The organism is Rhodanobacter sp. GW835-FHT13D09 (assembly GCF_058793995.1).
In genome coordinates, this window is record NZ_JBXAGL010000015.1 from 22,633 (window position 1) to 43,364 (window position 20,732).

Consider the following 20,732-nt stretch of genomic DNA (forward strand, 5'->3'; position numbering starts at 1 on the left):
GTGCCTCGCGGGCGAATCCGCTACTCGCTCGTCGCTGGAGCGTGAGGCTCCAGCGCCGCGCGCACCACATACATGGTGTCCATGCGCGGCACCGGTCGGATGAGCCAGGTCAGCAGGCGCCGGCGCCGGGGCGAGGTCACCCAGTCTTGCCCCTGCAGCCAGAGCTGGGTACGGGCCATGTCGGCGCGCTCTTTCCGGGCTTCGTCCGAGGGGCGGACGTGGCGCGCAAGATGGTGCACGGCTTCGCCGAAAGAGCGCGACCACTCGATGCCGGCGAGCGCGTGCAACCACAGCTCGGAGCACGACACGCGGGTCAGGGTCTGTCGTCGCGAGACCGTACGCAGCAGGGGAGGGCAGTCGCGCTCGAGTCGCGTGAGCACGGTTTCGGGAATGGCATGCCGGTAGTAGCGCGCGACCATCTGCAGCGGCGGCAACGCCCACCAGGGCGCGTCGTCTCCGCAAGCACCCCACAGCTCGTCCCAGTCGCGCGCGACCATGCGCGCAGCCAGCAGCGAGATGTCGTTGAGGTGCATCAATCGCAGGCTGCGGCCGCAGATGTTGCCTGCCGCGTGCAGCAGCAAGTGGCTCATCAGTGCGCCGGTCGACGGGTAGGGATTCAGGCCCGGCCTGGGCTCGCGCGGGTAGACCCGTTCCGTGATGTCGACGGCGGCTATGGGCAGCCGCTCCTGGATTTGCGTGTGCAGCTCGATGTTCACCGGCGCGTCGCGGTGCTCGCCCAGTCCGGCATAGGGCCGGCTGCCGGCGGGCTTGAACACCCGGTGCTTCCATTGTGCGAACGAGGCGACGTAGCCGAGCTCCTGCAATAACGCACCTGCGGCCGCGGCGTCGGCTTCGCGCACCAGCAGGTCGATGTCGGCCATCGGCCGCTCGCCAGGCGCGTAGATTCCTATCGCATGCAGCGCTGAGCCCTTCAGCGCGACGACGGGAAAACCCGCCGCGCGGGCGCCGGCATCGATGCGCACGAGCAACTCGGTGATGCGGCGATGGCGCTGCTCGACGTGCGTGCGCTGGTTGGCAAGGAAGCGCTGCCATGCAGGATGGTCCCAGGTCGAATACCGGGCCAGCAGCGGCGCCACGCCGTGCGCGACGGCGGTGGCTGCGGCCAACTCCCATTCCAGCTCGCTCCACGCGGGGGTCTCGCCGCCCGGCCGTGCCGATACCAGCTCCGCAGCGAGCGCTTCGGTGGTGCGACGCAGGCCGTTCCTGACGATGGCGAGTGGCGGCAGCATGGCGATCAACGCATGTGCAAGGCGATGCGCCGTGGCGCGGGCGGCGGCGTCGCGTCGTGGTTGCGGTGCGCTTCCTGACACGCGATCAGCGCATCCCAACGCGCGTCGAGCGTAGCGGCGGCCGCACGGTAGCGTTCCGGTGGCGTGCCCGCTTTCGTCTGCTGCAGCGCGACCTGCTCATGCAGCAGGTCGCGCACACTGCGGTAGAACTCCGAGTCGTAGGCGCCGCGGAACATCATGGCCAGGTCGCTGCTGTCCCGCCAATGCGTCTTCCGGCCGAGCTGGGCCTTCACCATCTCGTAGAACCGCGTTCCGGGCAACGGATAGGACACGCTCACGCCGATGTCGTCGGGCACCGCCTGCACGACCAGCTCGCGGGTGGCCAGCAGGTCGGCCAGCTGTTCGCCCAGATAGCCGAGCTGGATGAAGAAGCAGGCGCGGATGCCGTGCCGGCCCAGCCGTTCCCGCGCCAGGATCAGTTGGGCAACCGTGGTGCCCTTGTTCATGGCGTCGAGCACGCGCTGGCTGCCACTCTCGGCACCGAGCCACGCCTCGGCGCAGCCGGCCTGGGCCAGCGCCTCGGCCATGCGCTCGCTGATCAGATCGGCACGCGTCTGGATGGTGAATGGTACCGCGCCATCGGTGGCACGCAGGTGTTCACCGAACTCCATCACCCAGTCGATGCGGAAGCCGAAGATGTCGTCCGCCATCCAGACATGGTCCGGCCGGAAGGTATGTTTCAGGTAGCTCATCTCCGCCGCGACATCCGTCGGGGTGCGCTGCATGTAGTGGTTGCCCCAGATCGGCTTTGCGCACCAGTTGCAACGGAACGGACAACCTCGTGACGCGGCCATGTTGAGGCTGAAGTAGCCTCGTCGTTGGTGCCAGACAGCGCGATAGCGCTCGATATCGATCAGATCCCAGGCCGGGTGGCCGACCAGACGCGGATCTGGCGGCAGCGCGCCGATGCGCGTCAGCTGCAGCTGATCGCCCATCTGCACGGCAACGCCGGCGAGGCCGGCTACCCAATCCGGGGTGGCGACGCCGGGCGCATGCTCCAGCCGGCCGATCAGCTCGGCCAGGGCCGCGATGCCCTCGCCGATCAGCGCCACTTCCGCACCCGCCGCGAGAAAGGCCTCCGGGTGATCGGACGCGTCGGAGCCGGCGACGATCACGCGGGCGCCGGTGGTACGCGCTTCGGCGATCATGCGACAGGCCGCCTCGCGCATGCGGCCGAGGCACATCTTGGTCAGGAAGTTGAAGTTGTCCTCGTAAAGTACGACCAGGTCCGGGTGCACGCCATGCAGGGATGCGGCGAAATTCTCGACCCCCTCGGCCAGCATCGCATCGAACAACGCGACCTCGTGCCCCAGCTGCCGCAACAGGGCAGCCACCTGGATCGTGGCGAGTGGGGGATAGGGTTTGGCGCGCTCCCACTGCTTCCGGTCGTACTTCAGGTAATAGGCATGACCGACCAGGATCTTCAGCATCGCTATGGCCTCCGTGGGCCGGGGACGGGCTGTGGTAACGCCACGACGGGCGACGGCTTCGTTCGAGCCTGCTGTTTTCGGAAGTGAGTGCTCCATCGCGGAACTTCGGTTGCCCCATGACAACGAGCCGCCGCACCGTCACGCGGTGCTCGTCATTCCGAACCCGGCTGTGCGCATGCAACCTTTTTTTGTCGCGGTCGCACTTATGGTGTACTTGCCACAAGCCACACGCGACGAGGATGGCCTTGACGATCCCCCACGGCATTCCGGACACGGATGCCGACCCGTTCCGTGAGCGCGGCGGTCCCATGTTCTCCGTGCGCAAGGAGATCCTGGGCGGCGACTTCCGGTTCGAGAGTGCCAGCACGGCCCTGCTGCAGGTGGTCGAGACCGCCTATGCCGGCTTGCCGCCGCACCACCTGCCGGAGACCACGCCGGAGTTCCGCGTCGAGCTGCGCCTGCTGCCGCGCCGTGCCTTGCCGCCGGGCGTCGAGCCGCTGCCGGTGCGGATGCAAGCCGGCACCGGCCTGTTGTGCGGCGTGATGGACGCGTCGAACTACGTGGTGCTGGCACCGGCGCAGCGGCAGGCGCTGGTAGTGGCCTCGGAGGACATGCTCGACCGGCCCTACCACCTGCGCTACGAACTCGTGGAATTCGCCGTGTTCACCCTGGCGACACGTGGACTGGGCCTGGTCCCGCTGCACGGCGCCTGCGTGGGCCGGCAAGGGCGCGGCGTGCTGCTGCTGGGTGCGAGCGGTGCAGGCAAGTCGACGCTCGCCTTGCACAGCCTGCTGGATGGCCTTGATTTCCTCGCCGAGGACGCCGTCTTCGTGCAGCCGGACACCTTGCTCGCCACCGGCGTCGCCAACTACCTGCACGTGCAGGCCGATACGCTGTGCCATGTGGACGATCGTGCCGCCCGGCGCTGGCTCGACCGCTCGCCGCGCATCCACCGGCGCAGCGGTGTGGAGAAGTTCGAGGCCGACTTGCGGCAGGGTCCCGGCCGGCTCGCGGCAGCGCCCATGGATCTGGTCGGGGCGGTGTTCGTGTCTGCCGAGATGGCTGACCATGCGGATGCGCTGCTGAGCCCGGTTCGTGCCGGCGAGGCGGCAGTCCGCCTGCGCGCCAACCAGTCATACGCGGCGGCACAACCGGGCTGGGATCGCTTCGAGCGACAGCTGATCCATCGCGGTGTCCACGAGCTGCGTCGGGGGCGCCATCCGCGCGACGCGGTCGCCGCGCTGCGCGGACTGCTCGACGGGTCGCGTGCTGATCGTCCGGCAACAGCCAGGGTCGTTTTTGCCGCCTGCGACGGGTGTTGACGTCCTTGTCGATGGGAGAGGTAACTTCAGGGCCAGGTCCGACGAACCACCGGAGTGGTTCAACATCAACCTGGCAGGAACCCGGCGCAGCCATTCCATGCCGGATCGATGCACACATGCGGGGGTCGCCAATGAAAACGCGTATTACGGGATCGATGGTCGCGGCGGCGTTGCTGGCGCTGCTGGTGGCGTTGCCGGCACTTGCCGCGCTCAAGCCAGGCGCCATGGCGCCGGATTTCACTGCCGAAGCCAGTCGCGCCGGCGCGGATTTCAGCTTCTCGCTCAAGGAGGCCCTCAAGAAGGGACCTGTAGTGGTGTACTTCTACCCGTCGGCGTACACCGGTGGCTGCGATCTGGAGGCGCATACCTTCGCCACCGAGAAGGTCAAGTTCGACGGGGCCGGCGCCACCATCATCGGGGTCTCCGCCGACAGTATCGAGCGGCTGAATGCCTTCTCGTCTGATCCGAAGTACTGCGCCGGCAAGTTTCCGGTAGCTTCCGATCCCGATGGCAAGGTGGCGGCGTCCTATGACCTCAGGATGACGGCGGCGCAACCTGGCATCAACGATGTGCGCGGGGTGGCGATCAACCATGGCTTCATCTCGCGCACCACGTTCGTGATCGCCAGCGACGGCCGGATCGTCGCCACGCTGTCGTCGGAGGCCGATCACCTGCGGCCCGACCAGCACGTGGCGCGGTCGCTGGCCATCGTGCAGCGCATGCGGACGGGCCAGATGCCCACGACGGGCGACCACTGAGCAGGCCAGTCCGCCGAGTCGGTGCGGGCGGCGGATATTCCGGGCGGCTTCCGTCGTGAAAAACTCGCCGGCCACGCACAACTTCCTGCCCGGTGATTCGCACTCACCAGCATGCGAAATCCGGCCAGGGAGCAGCGTCGCACCGAATCGTCGGGCAGCGCCTTCGGAACCGCGGCTTCCGTCCGGCCGCACGATCCGGCAGCGATGCCCGACGAACCTTCGATGATGCATGTTCCGTCACTTGACCTGTTGCGCGCGCTGCTGAACACGCTCACGCGCAAGGATCTGGTGGAAACCGCGATGTACGTTGCGTTGTCGCTGGGCGCAGCCATCGCCGGCAGCGTGGCGGCGCTGCTGCTGGTGCCGCTGGTGCAGCCCGGCCATGCCTTGCCGTTCGGCGATGGCCTGCTCGATGCGCGCCGCAGCGTCGGCGCGCAGGCAGCAACCTTCGCCGCGGCCAGCGGCGCGTTTGCGCTGCTGCGCTGGCAGGCGGCGTGGGTAGGTGCGCGGCTGGTCGGCCGCTACGGCATGGATCTGCGCCGCGAGGTGCATGCGCGGCTGATCGACGCGCCGTTGGCGGCACTGGCCGATGCGACGTCCGCGGAGATCGCCAACGTGCTCACCCACAACGTCGAGATCCTCGTGCAGGGCTTCAGCGCCCTGCAGCAGCTGCTGGTGGTCGGCATCACCGCGGCGGTCAGTCTTGGCTTCGCGTTCTGGGTCTCGCCGCCGCTGCTGCTTGCCGCACCGGTGCTGGTCGGTCTCGGGCTGGCCGCCTCGCGTGCCTACGGCCGCGAACAGGCCCTGGTCGCACGTCGCTACGTGGCCGACATGACGCAGCTGTTCTGGCATGCCGAGGACTTTCCGCGGCGCCTGCGCCACGTGCGCTCGTTCGAACGCGAAGCTGCGGAGAAGGCGAGCTGCGGCGCGACTGCGGCCCGGCTCGGCCACGGCTATCGCCGCCAGCTGGAGCTGGTGGCTTCCGGGAGACTGGTGCTCGAACTGCTGGCGACGCTCGGCATCACGTCGCTGTTCCTGCTCGCCGACCGCTGGCGCGGCGTGGACCGCGCCTCGCTCATCGCCGTGTGCCTGCTGCTCGGGCGCCTGTTGCCATACCTGGTGGCGACGCGACAAAGCTTCCAGCAACTGCGTTCGACTGCCCCGGCCTTCGAGCTGTGGCATCGCTACATGCGTCTGGACGCGGATCGACCGCCTGCGCCTGCTGCGCCGCGCCGGCCAGCGGCAGGCGAGGAGACCATCTGCATCGAGCGGATGCGGGTGACGCCACCGCTGGCGGGTTTCGAGGTTGGTGAACTGGTACTGGCGCCCGGCGAGCTCACGCTGATTTCCGGCGACTCCGGGATCGGCAAGAGCAGCCTGGTCGACGTGCTGGCCGGCATGACGACGCCCGAGGTCTTCGTGGCTCGCCTCGACCGCCGGTCGATCGGTTTCGACGCCTATCGTGAGCTGGTGCGCCATGGCGCCTATGTCAGCCAGAACGTCCGGCCGTGGCAGTGTTCGGTGCGCGAATGCCTGCGTTGGGCCGCGCCTGATGCCGCCGATGCGCTGCTGCGCAGCACGCTGGCTGACGTTGGCCTCGACCGGCGGTTGGCCGACTCGCCACACGGGCTCGACACCGCGCTGCACAGAGCGTCCAGCCGGTTGTCCGGTGGCGAACTGCAGCGGTTGCTGCTGGCCCAGGTAATCCTGCGGCAACCACGCCTGGCCGTATTGGACGAGGCCACCAGCGCGCTTGATGCCGCCGCAGAGCTGGCCGTCCTCGACACGCTGAAGCGTCGCCTGCCGCGAACCACCCTGGTCGTCGTCTCGCACCGGCCCGGCGTAGCGACGCTGGCAGATCAATGCCTGACGATCGAAAGCGGCCTCCCGTCGTCGGTGGCCGGGAACGCCGCCCTGCGCTGCATGGCGCGACGGCAGGCCTGCAGTGCCTGAATCAAGTGGGCTTGGCGTGTCCGCTGCCCGGAGCAGGCTTGGCCATGACGCCCAGCCAGCCCGGGAATGGGTGGTGATCCAGCGCGCTGTCAGAGCCACCCCAGCAGATGGACGGCGACGCCTGCGGCGCAACAGACGCCCAATGTCGTCATCATCCCGACCTTGAGCCGGAACAGCAGGACCGCGGCTGTTGCCGACAACAGCAACGACCACCGGTCGAGGCTCGACCAGTCTGGAACCTGGAGCGTCAGCGCGTAGATGTGTCTGGCCTCGACGCGAGCGAACAACGTATGCAGGCCGAACCAGACGGCAAGGTTGAGGATCACGCCGACCACGGCGGCCGTGATGGTGGTCAGTACGGCAGCGAGCGCCTTGTTGCTGCGCAGGGCCTCCATGTAGGGAGCGCCGACGAAGATGATCAGAAACGACGGTGCGAAGGTCACCCACTTCGCCAGGACGCCTCCCAGCGTGCCGGCGACGACAGGTGACAGCACGCCGGGATGACGGTAGGCCGCCATGAACCCGACGAACTGCACCACGCTGATCAGCGGGCCGGGCGTCGTCTCCGCCATGCCAAGTCCCGCAAGCATTTCGCCGGGGGCGAGCCAGTGGTAATGCTCGACCGCCTGCTGGGCCATGTAGGCGAGGATCGCGTATGCGCCGCCGAACGTCACCGTGGACATCTTGGTGAAGAAGTACGCAATCCGGGTGAAGGCGTTGTCCGGACCCGCGGCCAGCGCGAGCACGACGAGCGGCATCAACCAGACGACCAGGCAAACCGCAAACACCTTGAGTATCCGGCGGTGATCCGGCCGGACGTGTGGTGGAATCTCCTGCGCGAACGCCGCGTCGATCGCCGGCAGCGGCCCGTCCTCCGCCGCCCCCGCTCTGCCGTGGCTCGCACCACCTTGCAGTCCGGACACCCCCAGCACATTACCGAGCCAACCGATCACGCCCGCGGCAAGAATGATGATCGGGAAAGGCACATCGAAAAAGAAGATCGCGATGAAGGAAAGTGCGGCCACTGCCACGAGCGCGCGGCTTTTGAGCGCGCGGCGTCCGACTCGAAGCACCGCCTCCAGTACCACGGCGAGCACGGCGGCCTTCAGGCCGAAGAACAGCGCCTGGACGACGCCGACATTACCGTAGCTGGCATAGATCCAGCTCAGTACGCCCAGCGTCAACAGCCCTGGCAGGATGAACAGGATGCCGGCCACCAGACCACCCCGGATCCGGTGCAGCAGCCAGCCGACATAGACTGCGAGCTTGTGCGCTTCCGGTCCCGGCAGGAGGGTGCAGTAGTTGAGTGCGTGCAGGAATCGCGTCTCGCTGATCCAACGCTTCTCTTCGACCAGGATGCGGTGCATCACCGCGATCTGGCCGGCCGGGCCGCCGAAGCTCAATGCGGCCACGCGTACCCAGACCCAGAACGCCTCGCGAAATGATACCCCGTGGCGGAGGTGGGAGGGTATTGGGGTGGAGCCGGCTTCCGTCCTTTGCCGATCGACAGTGTTCATGCAACTCTCCGACAGGCCCGCCACGATCGCGAGCTGCAACGACGCACTCCGTACGATGGTTCCTGGGCGTGATGATCAGTGCTTGGCGCTGGCAGCCTGGGCATCCAGTGCGGCACGGAACCCGTGTGCGAGGTCGGCGGCTTTGCCCTTGCCCCAGAAATGGGTGAAGTAGTAGTTCGGATTCTCACCCATCATGTGATTGTGCAGGGCCACGATATGGATACCGGCCTTGCGCAGCGCCTGCAGTACCGGGCGCACCTCGTCGGCGCGCATGATGAAATCGCCATCGATGGACGCCAGGTCATCGCTGCCGCTGAACGCGGCCCAGGTGGTCAATCCCATGGAGGCACCGATGGCTTGACCATGCATCTGGCCTTCGCGTGCGATGGTGACCTTGGCCACACGATCGGTGACCGGCGCGGGATGCCCGACGATCGTAGCGATCGCTTCCGCGCTCAGCTTGCCCGGCGACGGCGTGGCGCCGCCGAACCCTTGCGCAGGCTGCGGATGGGCTGCGCGTACCGCTTTCACCGCATCCCACACCGCTTTGACGCCAGCGGCCAGCTGCGTCGGTGAACCCTCGCCACCGAGGTGCATGAAGTACACCTTCGGCTGGTCGTAGAAGAAATGGTTGTGCAGCCCGGTGACGCTCAGGCCGTGTGCGAAGGCGGCGTCCATGGCGGCGTCGACTTCGTCCTGGAAGACGACAGTGTCGCCCATGACCATGGCCTGATCACCCATCGCGGTGAAGGATGCCCAGGAGCCGAGGCCGGCGGCCGGCGACAGACGCATGCCGTCGATGGTGACCGGTACGTCCGAGCGACTCCAGCCGATCTTGACGGCGCCATCGGGCTGCACCTTGGCGTCGACGCCGGCGGCCTTGCCGATCGTGGCGGGATCCAGGGCCGTGGCGACAGAGGGCAGGGCTGCCGCGGTCAGGCTGAGCGCGATCAGCGCGAGGCAAAGCGGGCGCAGGCAGGGGCGGAAAACGCGAGCGTTCATGGCGACTCTCCTGGTGGGTCGAGGTAGGCGGCGTACAAACAGTCGAGCACGGTGGTCATGTCCTGCAGCAAGCCGTCGTCGTCGTTGCCGCGACGGCTTCGCGCACCGGCCATGACACTGGCAAAGCCGGCGGCATCGGCGACCGGCACACCGCCGATGTCGAGGTAATGGATCAGGCGGCCCAAACGAACCAGGCCGGCATTGCGATCCAGGTCAAAACTGGTCGCCAGGACTTCGAAACTCACCCGGGCACCGACGTGGGTGAACGTGGCACCGTCGAAATCGAAGCCCAGGGCGTCCGCCGGACAATCCGCGGGCTGGTCCAGCCAGAGGAAGCGGGCATCCGGATCGATGAAACGTCGGATCAGCCAGGCCGAAGCCACCCGATCGATCCACAGATGCTTGCGGGTGGCCCAGAGGCGACCGCGGTACTCGGCGGCGTTCCGGCGGGCAATCAGCCCATGCGCGGCGTGAGGTTCGTCCTGCGCGAACTGGCCGTTGAGGGTCTGCTCGGCATCGCGCAAGGCGGTTTCGGCGTGATCCCGTGCCTTCCCGGGGAAGAAATCGACGGCAACGACGCCCTCTACCGCACGGCGCGCCGCCGCCAGCCGTCGGCGCGCCTCGCTCTCTGCCAGACCGGGCAGCTCGACCATGACCATGGACAACTGCTCCAGACCTTCGGCGTAGAGTGCCGATCGGTCAAATGCGCCGCGCAGCTGGGCTTCCTGCGTGGCATCGGTCGCATGGAACGGCACGATCTGGGCGATCCCCGCGACACGTATCACCTCATCGGCCTGCGCCTGGAAAAGGTCCCGGGCGGATGCGTTGTCCGGCAGCACATACACCCCGTCGCGCAGCGCCTCGGCGCCGGCCCCTTTGAGGGCGCGCCACAGGCGCATGCGTGGCGTCTGGCTGCGCCCCGGCAGCGAGACCACCAGCATCAGCCAAGGCGATGGATTCGTGTTCATGTATTATAAGCTACATGTATGTAATGACCTCTACAAGAACTCGGATGTGCCTGATGAATTTAATGGCCGCATCCTCGCGGCGGGCGTTCGATCCGCTGTATAGCCTGTTTGCCGCCCGCGCATTGCGCGACTTTGGCGACAGCTTCGTCGCGATCCTGCTGCCGGCCTATCTGCTGGCGCTGGGTTTCTCGCCGCTCGCGGTCGGCGTGCTCGCCACCGTGTCGCTGTTCGGTTCGGCGTGCCTGACCCTCGCGGCCGGATGGCTGGGCGCGCGCTGTGGATACCGCCGGCTTTTGCTGCTCGCTGCCGGACTGATGGTCGCCAGCGGGCTGGCGTTCGCCAGCTTCCGTGATTACGGCGTTCTGCTGCTCGTCGCCTTCGCCGGCACGATCAACCCGTCCGCTGGCAACGTCAGCGTGTTCGTACCGTTGGAGCATGCCGCACTGGCACGCGAAGCCGGCGATCAGGACCGTACCCGGATGTTCGCGCTCTACAGCGTGGCCGGCGCCTTGGCCGCGGCTCTGGGTGCGCTGATCGCCGGAGCCCCTGAACTGGCGACGTCGCTCGGCGTGGACCGGTCGACCGCGATGCGGGCCATGTTCGTGCTGTATGCCTTGCTGGGAGTGGCGGGGCGATACCTCTATACGCGCCTTCCCCGGCATGCCGTCGCTGGAGCGGCCATCCCGGCGAGTGCACTGGGCCCTTCGCGCGCCATCGTCATGAAGCTCGCAGCCCTGTTCAGCCTGGACGCCTTCGCCGGTGGATTCGTCGTGCAGTCGCTGCTCGCCTTGTGGTTGTTCCAGCGGTTCCATCTCTCGCTGGCGGCGGCCGGTGTGTTCTTTTTCGGCACGGGATTGCTGTCCGCGCTGTCGTATCCGGTGGCTGCGCGACTGTCGCGACGCATCGGCCTGGTCAACACGATGGTGTTCACGCACATCCCGTCCAGCATCGCGTTGATGCTCGCGGCTTTCGCCCCGTCGCTTGCGTCGGCGCTGGCATGGTTGCTGGTACGCGCCGCGCTGTCGCAGATGGATGTGCCGACACGCTCGTCCTACGTGATGGCCGTGGTGACCGAGGCGGAGCGCAGCGCCGCCGCCAGTTTCACTTCGGTGCCGCGCAGTCTGGCTTCCTCCGCGAGTCCTGCGCTGGCAGGTGCACTGTTCGCGGCTTCGTCTTTCGCGTGGCCGCTGCTGATCTGCGGCTCACTCAAGATCCTCTACGACCTGCTGCTACTGGCGCAATTTCGACACCTCAAGCCACCGGAAGAGCAGTGACGTCATGGCAACACACGTAGCGCGTAGCATGTGTGCGTTGGACACGAGTGCCGGCGCATGAACCTCAAGGCAGACCGCACCCTCCGTCGAAGCCTGATGGCCTTGATGAGCTTTGCATCACTGTTCGTGGCCACGCCCGCGTGCAGCGACACGAGCGGTCCGGGCAGCCGGTTGCCGCTGACCACGCTCGCGGAGGTGCCATTACCCGGCAGAGCCACGCGTTGGGACTACGCCAGCCTCGACGAACGAAGCCAACTTCTTTTCCTGGCGCACCTGGGCGACAGCACTGTCGTCGTGTTCGACACCGCCCAGCGCAAGGTGGTGGCGACCATTGCTGATGTCAGCTCCGTCCACGGTGTGCTGTATGTGCCAGAGCTGGATCGGGTGTACGCCTCGGCGACCGGCACCGATGAAGTGGTCGCGATCGACGCCAAAACCTTCAAGATCATTGCGCGCACGCCGGCGGGCGATTATCCGGACGGCATGGCCTATGCCCCGGACGTGCACAAGCTGTATGTCTCCGATGAACACGGCGGCACCGATACCGTGATCGACGTGCGGTCGAACGCCCGGGTGGCCACGATTCCGCTGGGCGGCGAGGTGGGCAACACCCAGCACGATCCGGTTACCCGGCACATCTTCGCGAACGTGCAGACCCGCAGGCAGCTGGTGGAAATCGACCCAGCTACCGACAAGGTGATCAGCCGGATCAGCCTTCCCGGTGCCGCCGGCAATCACGGCCTCTACATCGACGGCGCGTCACGCCTGGCCTTCATCGCATGTGAGGACAACAGCAAGTTGCTGGTGCTGGACCTGGCCAGTCGAACGGTGCGGGCCACCTTCGAGGTTGCCGATGATCCGGATGTCCTGGCCTTCGATGCTTCGCTCGGCTGGCTCTACGTGGCCGGTGAATCCGGCGAGGTGTCGATCTTCAAAGTCACCGGGCAGGCCGTTCGACCGCTCGCCACCGCGATGCTCGGCCCGAATGCCCACGTCGTCGCCGTGGATGGCACCACGCACCAGGCCTATTTCCCGTTGAAGCCCATGCTGGGCATATCCAAGCTGCGAATCACGCGGCCACAGCTGTAGCTTGGTTCACCCCTGAGTCGGCGACCGAAAGCGCGTGAAACCCATCCTCCGGATGCCGCCGCCCAGCACGGTTGCTCAGGCACGCTGTCCCTGGGTTGAGCACGCGATTAGGGTGCGTTATCAGGGGTAGGGCAGTCGCGCTTTCGATCGAACCTGTTCAGGAACAACTGCTACCTATGCGGGGCCGCCAAGCCATCGGCACGAGGAAAGGCATCGGTCGGGGATTCCTCATTTCCACATGTTGGGTCGATGGAAGGTTTTCGGGTCTCCCATCTTCCATTGGGCTCCCCGTACGTAGACGTGCATCTCCAACGTCTTCCCCAGGAGAGCCTTAAAACTTCAGTGGCTGATTTCTTCCAGTGCCACGCCCTTGGTCTGCGGGCCAAAAATGCCGATCATTGCAATGCCGACCACCATGGCGATTGCGATGAACATCGCTACTGCCAGCACGCCGCCTGCATGGAGCAGATACCCCACGGCCAGGCCGGCAAATGCGGCCGCAATGCGGCTCCACGAATAGACGAAGCCCACCGCTCTGGAGCGTATGCGGGTCGGATAAAGCTCTGCCTGGTAGTTGTGGTACGCGTATGACATCACGTTGGCCGCCAGCGTGAACACCACGCCGAGCGCGATCAGCGTGACCGGGTTGTCCACCATGGCGAAGGCCAGCATGCTCAGGCCCATCACCACCAGCCCCAGCATGATCTGCAGCTTGCGCTCGATGCGGTCGGCAAAGAGCACGCCGAGCAGCGGCCCCAGCGGATTGGCGATGGCGATGATGAAGGAGTATTCGAGGCTATGCGTGACGGTGATGCCGCGCGCCATCAGCAGGGTCGGTACCCATGCCGCGAAGCCGTAGAAACCGATCACCTGCGCCATGTTGAATACCGACAGCATCAGAGTGCGTTTGCGGTATGGTGGCGAGAAGATCTCGCCGAAGTGTCCACGGCCGGTCTCCTCGGCATGCGCCAGCGCAGGCGGCGGCAGCGGCTTGCCCGTCTCCGCGACCACCCGTTGCTCGATCGCCGCCATGATGGCTTCCGCCTCATCGGTGCGACCCTGCAGGGCCAGCCAGCGCGGGCTCTCCGGAATCCCCTGCACCAGCAGCCACACCAGCACGGCGCCCATCGAGCCGATCAGCACCACCCAGCGCCAGCCGTCGATGCCCAGCGGGCTGAGGGGCACCAGCAGCCAGGCCAGCAGCGCCACCAGCGGCACCACGGCGAACGTGATGAACTGGTTGACGGAGAACGCGCGGCCGCGCTCCGCACCCGGGATCAGTTCGGAGATATAGGTGTCGATGGTGACCAGCTGCACCGCGAAACCCACGCCGGCGACGAAGCGCCAGACGTTGAGCATTTCGCCGCTGCGCTGAAACGCCATGATCGCGGTGCAGGCCACGTACCACACCAGCGACCACGTGAATACCGGCCGCCGGCCGTAGCGGTCCGCCATATGGCCGAACAGCACCACGCCCACCCACAGGCCCGCGAAGGTGCTGAAGACGAAGGTTCCGAAACCGGCGATCTTGATCGAGTCCAGGCTGGCGAAAAAGCCCAGCGATTGCGATGTGAAGAGACCGGATTTCATCATGCCCGGAGCAACGTAGGCGGTGAAGAACAGATCGTAGAACTCGAACACGCCGCCCAGCGAGATCCACAGCACGATCTTCCATATCGTGCGCGATGGCGGCAGCCGGTCGAGGCGGGCGGCGATCCTGGCGGAGGCAATTTCAGACACGTTGTTCACCTGTCAGCGGTAGGAATGATCCCGGTCGGGGCAGTGCGCCGCACCGGCGAGATCGCGGGGAGTTCGACATCAGGATTCGACCGGAGCGGGAGGCGGAATGGAACCCGGGCGGACGCAGCGGCCGGGTCGCCCGCCACCCTCAGAAGGTCACCTTCACGTCTCCATAGATCAGCCGGCCGATGGGCGAGTACGTGCCGATATCGCTGGTGGTGAACTGGTTGGTGAAGGCACGCGGGAAGATCGGTGGCATTTTGTTGTCGAGGTTGTTCACGCCAAGCGACAGCGTGATGCTCTTGTCGTTCGCCAAGCCCCCGGGCGTCCAGGTGTACGAACCATGCAGATCCCACACGCTGTAGTTCGGCACCCGGATGCCCGGGAGGGTGCCGGCGGCGCCCGCGTCATTGACATAGGAGATGTAGGTGTTCGCCAGCATGAGATCCAGGTTTCCGTAGGACCAGTCGAGCGTCGAGTAGAAGCTCGCCTTCGGCAGCGTCCCGGCGAACACGCCGATGTTGCTGGCGTTGCCGGCGTACTGCTGGTACGAGCCGCCCGCGAAGCGCTGGAATTTGTACGAGTTGAATAGCATCCCCTTGCTGGAAAACTCCCAGGTTCCGTAATGCGCCGTGGGAAGAGCGTAGTCCAGTCCCAGCATCCAGGAATGCTCGATCAACACGCTCTGGTTGCGGAATTTGTCGATGACGTAGAGCTGTGAGTACTTGCTCGGATCGGGCAGGCCGGTGGCCGGATTGGTGAGGAACGCCTTCAGCGAGCCCGGGGTCCCGAAGGGATCGGTGCCGCCGAGGTTGGTGAAGTTGCCCGTGCTGACGCTGTCGAAGTAGCGTGATGCCGAACCCAACGCGTTGACCGATTGCATGATGGTGGTGAAGTCCGCGCCGCCCGGGAAACCGCGCACGGTGATCGAGGAATAATCCGCGGTGAGCGTCAGGCCCTTGATGAAGTTCGGATGGAATTCGAAACCGATGGAGCGCGACATCGAGGTGGATGGCTTGAGCGACGGATTGACGCCGTCTTCGCCGTTGAAGGTGTTTCCGACGGCGTATTGCGGCCCGAACACGATGCCGATGAGGCGGTCGGTCACCGGACGGGTGTCGAATGGCCCGTAGGCCTGATAAAGCGGTGGCGCGGCGAAGGACTTCGTAAAGGTGCCATGAAGCACGAGCTGGTTGTCGAAGGGCTCCCAGCGGAAGCCGAGCTTCGGCGAGTTCTTGCTGCCGGCGTCACTGTAGTGCTCGAAGCGGCTGGCGGCGGTGAGGTCGAACTGGTGCAGGCCGGGGATGCCCATGCTGCTCGAGGTGATCGGGATCAACGTCTCGGCGTACACCGCGCTCACGTTGCGGCCGTGACTGAAGGGATCGGTGAACAGGCCGCCGCTCCAGTGCTGGTCGTTGCCGGCGGTGGAGCCGGTGACGGGATCGGTGACGCGACCATTCGGGTCGGCGTGTCCGGAAACCTCTTCACGCCGCCAGCTGACTCCAACGGCAAGGTTTACCCGCCCCGCCGGCAGCTCGAACAGTTGGCCGACGGCGTGCGCATCCCAGGAGTAGAGCTTGCTGTCGCCGTGCAGCATCTCCGCACCGAGCACGTTTGCCAACGCGGCCGCCGGGTTGCCGGTCACCGCGAACGGATTGAGCGCCGGCTGCAGCACGAGCGGGTTGTCGATCGAATAGCCGCCGTAGACCATGCTGTAGGCGCCGCCTGCCACGGCGTTGCCGTTGGAGTCGTATCCGCCGGCGACGGCCCGCGCCAGATTCGGCGTGAAAATCAGGTTGGTGTCGCGCTCCGTCAGCTTGCTCTCGCTGTAATCGACGCTGGTATGCCAGGTCCAGGAGTAGGGCAGGTTGCCCTTGAGTCCGAAGGAGAAGCGATAGGCGTCGGTAGTGTCGAACACCTGCTTGGGTCGCGACATGTCGGCGAACGTCACGCCCGTCGCGGCGGCGGTCAGCGGGTTGTAGGGCGCGCCGGCCGGAACGGTCAGCGTGACATGGGAGAAGGGTTGGCCCGCCGCCGCCCAGGCGGTGGATTGGACCTTGTTCTGCGAGATCAACAGGTCGCCGGAGGCCTCGATCTGGTCCTCGGTGAAAGGCTGCGAGGTCACGTTCACGACGAGGTTCTTGTGCTCCTGCCGCTGCAGCAGCATGGCGTATTTGGAATAGTCGAATCCCTTGGATAGCTGTGCCGCGCTGGTGGCGTTGTAGACGGCCGGCGACAGGGCTACGTAGCTGCCGGCGGTCGCGGCGGTGCCGGTCGGCACGGGCGGCGTGAGCAGCCCGGGCGCCAGCACGTAGTTGCCGCCAGCGACGACGCCCGGCAGGCCTGTGCCTGGAACGACGCCATACATCGGGCTGGTGAACGAGCGTGCACTCTGGAAAAGCGGGCTGGTCCTCGCGTCGCTGACGGTGGCTGTGATGTTCACCGGACCGATGTCGCCGCCGAACGTCACGTACGCCGAGCGATCCTTGTAGCCGCCGTCCGCCGCGCCGTAATGCGCGCCGACCGTCACGCCGTGGTAGTCGCGCTTGAGGATGAAGTTCACTACGCCGCCGACGGCGTCGGCGCCGTAGAGCGAGGAAGCGCCGTCGGTGAGCACGTCGACCCGCTCCAGCGCGGCGGCCGGGATCTGGCTGATGTCGACGAAGTTCTTGCTGCCGCTGAGGCCGGCGACCCCGTCCAGCGCCATGCGCCGGCCGTTGACCAGCACCAGCGTCGGCAGGTTGCGCAGTTCGACCTGCGAGCCGCCGGCGGTGAACTGGTTGCGGTTCTGCGCGTTGCTCGCGCCCGCGTTGCTGCGGCCGGCGAAGGCGGGAACGGCCTTGCGCAAGGCGTCGAGCATGTTGGTCGAGACACCGGTCTGGCGAAGATCACCGGCATCGAGCGTCGTGACCGGAACGGCCGCGGCGTTCGGATCGATCGGCAGCAAGGTGCCGGTCACCGTGACCTGGTTCAGATTGGTGACCTTGGGCGATTCGGTGGCCGTGGCGGTCGCCTGTTTCTGCTTGGTAGGCGCGCCAGCATCTGCACTTTGGGGCGTCGCGGCCAGGGCGTGGCCGGTCAGGCCGAGGCCGATGATCAGCGCGCCGAACAGCGCCTTGCGTGGATAGTCGTGCATGTGATGTCTCCCACCAACATTGATGTCGTGTCCAGTCCCCGGCAATTCGCGCAGCGAGCCCCATTCCTCATTCATCGATCTCCATCCCCCGGGCGCTACGCGGCAACTGCCATTCGTTGTCTGTTTCAGTTCTCTTGGTAGGTCAGTACGGTGAAGCTATTGTCGAAATAGAAGTTCGGATAGAACGGCGCCACTGCGGTCTCCACCTTCCTTGCCGGATCGACGCCCCCCTCGGCGGCGACCAGGTAGATGCGGCCGCGCTGCGGATCGAGCGCCAGCGTGCGCGCCATCGGACGGGTGGTTACGGCCTGCTCCAGGCGGTAGCGGTCGGGGCTCCGCTGGTCGATCACCATCAGGTCGGCGTCCAGCCCGTTGGAGGCGTATATGCGGTGCGTGGCCGGATCGAACACCACGCCGTCGTTGCCGCGGCCGATCGGCAAGCTGGCCACCACGGCGCCGCTTTCCGCGTTCAGCACGGCCAATAGCGGCTGGTCGCTGCGGCAGCCGACGAAGATGCGCCGGCTCGCCGGGTCGTAGTCCAGCCCAGTGGGCTGGTGGCATGGCGCGGTCGGCCAGGTGGCGGTGACCGCGTGCGTGCGGGCGTCGATGCGCACCACCGCATCGCGGTCGCGCTCTGCCACGAACAGGTTGCCGTGGCCGTCCGGCGCCGATGCCTCGATGTGATGGCTGGACATCGGCAGCGTCGCCACCGGCTTGCCGCTGCGGGCGTCCATGAAGGCGACTTTCCCGCTGTCGCCCATGGTGAACATCAACTGCCCGGTCACCGGCTCGAAGCTGCCGGCATCGGCGTCGTTGCCGAAGTGGATGCGCCGTATCGTCTTCAGCGACTTGAGCTCGAATTCGGTGGTCGAGCCGTCGCCGTTGACGGTGTAGCCCAGCCCCAGCGACGGCACCAGGATCGCCTTGTTTGCGCCGGCAGAGTTGGCGACGGCGGCCACCACCTTGTGCGTCGCCACATCGAACACGGTGACGCCGTCGTGGCGGCGGCCGATGAACAGGTACGAGCGCGCGGCGTCATAGCTGAGGTAGTCCCACGCCGGCGCCTTGCCCGGCAGGGTCACGGCCGAGCGAAGCCGGTAGAAGCTGGCGGCGTGGCCCGGGGTGGGCAGCGCCGCCAGACACAGCAGCGTGATCGCCAAGGCCTGGAAGCCACGCTGTCGTGGGCGGCTGGACTGGGTGGACGAAGACATCGGCCGGCCCCTACTTGCCCAGCTCGAACCAGAGCACTTCACCGCCCTTGCCATGCTCGCCCGGCGAGGCGGCCAGGTAGAGGCGGTTCAGCTCCGGCACCACGACGCTGGACTTCGCACCGACGGCGCTCGGAATACGCGGTCGCGCGGCATAGAGATCCGGCGTCACTTGCTGGTACACGCCGAGGAAGCCGTCGCCGCCGGGCAGGTACACGCGCCTCCTGGCGCTGTCCCAGAACAACCCGTCAGAGGTCGCCGGCGCATCGAGCGTCGCCACAGTGGCGCCCGTATCGGTGTTCAGCACGAACAGCTTGCTGGGGTTGCGGGTGCCCACGAACAGGCGGTGGTCGGGCTCGTCCAGCGCCATGCTCAGGTTGGTCTTGGCGCCGCTCAGCGGCCAGCGTGCGATCACCTTGAAGGTCTTCTTGTCCACCACGTCCACTTCGTCGTGGTCGGCGACGTTCACGAACAGGCGGTTGCCGTGCTGCTCGGCCTTCACCGCCTCGGTGTGGTCGGAGTCGAAGCGCAGCTTGTTGTACACATGCCCGGTGAGCGGATCGACCTCGTTGAGGAAGCAGTCCTTCATGCCCACGTCCTTGCCGCCGGTGACGATGTACAGATGGCCGGTGGAAGGATCGAGCTCGGCCGAATCCGCGCCGGGCTCCAGCGTGATGCGACTGACAATCTTGTAGGTGGTGGCGTCGAACACCTTGGTCATGCCCTTGTCGCTGTCGGTGACGATCAGGCGGTTGGCCTCAGGCAGGTAGATGATCGCGTGCGGCGTCTCGACGCCGGTGAGGGTGCGCTCATGCCGGCCGGTGCGCAGGTTGAACAGCTCCAGCGTGCCGTGGTCCTCCGCCGCCAGCCACAGGCGGTCGCCCTTCAGGTCGTAGCCGAAGTGGTCGAAGTCGCCCGAGTAGCCTGGCGTCCAGCCGGCGCTGCGTCCGGCCAACGTGGCGGTGGGGTGGGGATCGGCCACCATGGCCGCCGGCACCGGCTTCATCAGCGCGGCCAGCGAGGGAATCTTCTTGCGCAGCTCGTCGCGGATCGCGAAGCCTTCGCGCTTCAACGCGTCCTTGTCGTCGCCCGGCTTGTAGGGGAACACGATGCCCACCGCGCCTATCGTCTTGCCGCCGGCATCGAGCAGGCGCGTCTCCACCTCGAAGCGGTTGCCGTTGACCTCCAGGTTGGGGATGCCGGTGTTGATGGCGTGCATGTCATCCGCGTCGGCCTGCTTGCCGATACGGCCAATGCTCGACCCCACCACCATGTTGACGCTCTTGCCCGGCGGCACGATGTGCAGCATAAGGATCAGCAGCTTCGGATGCGCGGCCATGGTCTGGTCGACCAGTTGTTGCGCATAGGTGCGGGTTGGGACGCTGGGATCGAACGCATAGGGCTGGGTCAGGTTGGCGACGTTGGAGATCCGCCGCCGCAGCTGGTCGCGCACCGCCTCGGCTTTCTTCGCCAGCGCAGCCTTGTCGTCGCCGGCAGCGTAGGGATAGACGATGCTCAGCGCGCCCACCGTATCGTCGGTGACGTCCTTCAGCGGCATCTCCACCTCGAAGTGATCGCCCTCCTTGTTCACTTCCAGCGCCGGCTTGCCGGTGTTGACCACGCCCATGTCGTCGGAATCGGCTGCCTTGCCGATACGACCGATGTTCGAGGCGATGATGACGTTGACGGTCTGCTTGGGCGGCGTCACGTGCATCGCCATGATGGCGATGTTCGGGTGCGCGGCGAGCGTTTCGTCCACCAGGTGCTGGGCGTAATTCGGTGCGGTCGTCTGCGCCAGCAGCGGTGGCGCCAGCAGGGTAGTGGCCAGGAGCATTGCGTAACGAACCATGGATTCCGTCCTCGACGATGGATGCGAAATGAAGTGAATGTCAGCGTGTCATACGGGATGGTGCGGGCAGGAATGGGTGGTAGGACGCAGTGACCAGCGATTGCCCCGTCCCATCACACCTGACTCGGCCGGCATGGCACGCACCCTAGGGCAAGCACCTGACGGATACCTGTAAC

At 66.4% G+C, this 20,732-nt stretch carries 14 protein-coding genes; 5 read left to right on the forward strand and 9 right to left on the reverse strand.

The window, feature by feature from the left end; genetic code table 11:
• Window positions 1–20: 20 nt before the first annotated feature.
• On the reverse strand, window positions 21–1,250 hold the full coding sequence (locus tag AC1Q5A_RS16100; RefSeq protein ID WP_492702404.1) for a nucleotidyltransferase family protein: 1,230 nt from the start codon (window positions 1,248–1,250) through the stop codon (window positions 21–23).
• A 5-nt stretch (window positions 1,251–1,255) separates the two neighbouring features.
• Window positions 1,256–2,740 carry a B12-binding domain-containing radical SAM protein gene (locus AC1Q5A_RS16105; protein ID WP_492702406.1) on the reverse strand — a complete coding sequence of 495 codons (1,485 nt, stop codon included), beginning with the start codon at window positions 2,738–2,740 and terminating at the stop codon, window positions 1,256–1,258.
• A gap of 239 nt (window positions 2,741–2,979) precedes the next feature.
• Here AC1Q5A_RS16105 and AC1Q5A_RS16110 point away from each other — a divergent pair, with 239 nt between their 5' ends.
• The 3 genes from AC1Q5A_RS16110 (at window position 2,980) to AC1Q5A_RS16120 (ending at window position 6,773) form a co-directional block, all read left to right on the forward strand.
• A complete protein-coding gene (locus tag AC1Q5A_RS16110) occupies window positions 2,980–4,062 on the forward strand; it encodes a phosphoenolpyruvate carboxykinase (ATP) (protein ID WP_492702408.1) in 1,083 nt (360 codons plus the stop codon).
• 155 nt (window positions 4,063–4,217) lie between these two features.
• Window positions 4,218–4,820 carry a peroxiredoxin gene (locus tag AC1Q5A_RS16115; protein WP_492702410.1) on the forward strand — a complete coding sequence of 201 codons (603 nt, stop codon included), beginning with the start codon at window positions 4,218–4,220 and terminating at the stop codon, window positions 4,818–4,820.
• 204 nt (window positions 4,821–5,024) lie between these two features.
• Window positions 5,025–6,773, forward strand: a complete 1,749-nt coding sequence (locus tag AC1Q5A_RS16120) for an ATP-binding cassette domain-containing protein (protein ID WP_492702412.1) — start codon at window positions 5,025–5,027, stop codon at window positions 6,771–6,773.
• A gap of 89 nt (window positions 6,774–6,862) precedes the next feature.
• Here AC1Q5A_RS16120 and chrA read toward each other — a convergent pair whose 3' ends face one another.
• The 3 genes from chrA to AC1Q5A_RS16135 form a co-directional block, all read right to left on the reverse strand.
• Complete coding sequence (gene chrA / locus AC1Q5A_RS16125; RefSeq protein WP_492702414.1) at window positions 6,863–8,290, reverse strand: chromate efflux transporter; 1,428 nt, start codon at window positions 8,288–8,290, stop codon at window positions 6,863–6,865.
• A 75-nt stretch (window positions 8,291–8,365) separates the two neighbouring features.
• Entirely contained in the window at window positions 8,366–9,292 is a 927-nt protein-coding gene (locus AC1Q5A_RS16130) for a DUF1259 domain-containing protein (RefSeq protein ID WP_492702416.1), read from the reverse strand.
• Window positions 9,289–10,260 (reverse strand): chromate resistance protein ChrB domain-containing protein, encoded by a 972-nt coding sequence (locus AC1Q5A_RS16135; RefSeq protein WP_492702418.1) that lies wholly within the window; start codon window positions 10,258–10,260, stop codon window positions 9,289–9,291. The genes AC1Q5A_RS16130 and AC1Q5A_RS16135 overlap by 4 nt, the downstream gene beginning before the upstream one ends.
• A gap of 53 nt (window positions 10,261–10,313) precedes the next feature.
• Here AC1Q5A_RS16135 and AC1Q5A_RS16140 point away from each other — a divergent pair, with 53 nt between their 5' ends.
• Together AC1Q5A_RS16140 and AC1Q5A_RS16145 are read left to right on the forward strand one after the other, a co-directional pair.
• Complete coding sequence (locus AC1Q5A_RS16140) at window positions 10,314–11,534, forward strand: MFS transporter (protein WP_492702420.1); 1,221 nt, start codon at window positions 10,314–10,316, stop codon at window positions 11,532–11,534.
• 57 nt (window positions 11,535–11,591) lie between these two features.
• Window positions 11,592–12,623: a hypothetical protein gene (locus AC1Q5A_RS16145; RefSeq protein ID WP_492702422.1), complete on the forward strand. Its 1,032-nt coding sequence runs from the start codon at window positions 11,592–11,594 to the stop codon at window positions 12,621–12,623.
• A 339-nt stretch (window positions 12,624–12,962) separates the two neighbouring features.
• Here the strand turns inward: AC1Q5A_RS16145 and AC1Q5A_RS16150 are convergent, their stop codons facing one another.
• The 4 genes from AC1Q5A_RS16150 to AC1Q5A_RS16165 form a co-directional block, all read right to left on the reverse strand.
• Window positions 12,963–14,363: an MFS transporter gene (locus tag AC1Q5A_RS16150; RefSeq protein WP_492702424.1), complete on the reverse strand. Its 1,401-nt coding sequence runs from the start codon at window positions 14,361–14,363 to the stop codon at window positions 12,963–12,965.
• A gap of 148 nt (window positions 14,364–14,511) precedes the next feature.
• A complete protein-coding gene (locus tag AC1Q5A_RS16155) occupies window positions 14,512–17,574 on the reverse strand; it encodes a TonB-dependent receptor plug domain-containing protein (protein WP_492702426.1) in 3,063 nt (1,020 codons plus the stop codon).
• A gap of 50 nt (window positions 17,575–17,624) precedes the next feature.
• The gene (locus AC1Q5A_RS16160; RefSeq protein ID WP_492702428.1) at window positions 17,625–18,710 is read right to left on the reverse strand and encodes a YncE family protein; all 1,086 of its coding nucleotides are present in this window, start codon (window positions 18,708–18,710) and stop codon (window positions 17,625–17,627) included.
• Window positions 18,711–18,720: 10 nt separating this feature from the next.
• The gene (locus tag AC1Q5A_RS16165; protein ID WP_492702430.1) at window positions 18,721–20,556 is read right to left on the reverse strand and encodes a YncE family protein; all 1,836 of its coding nucleotides are present in this window, start codon (window positions 20,554–20,556) and stop codon (window positions 18,721–18,723) included.
• Window positions 20,557–20,732 lie beyond the last annotated feature (176 nt).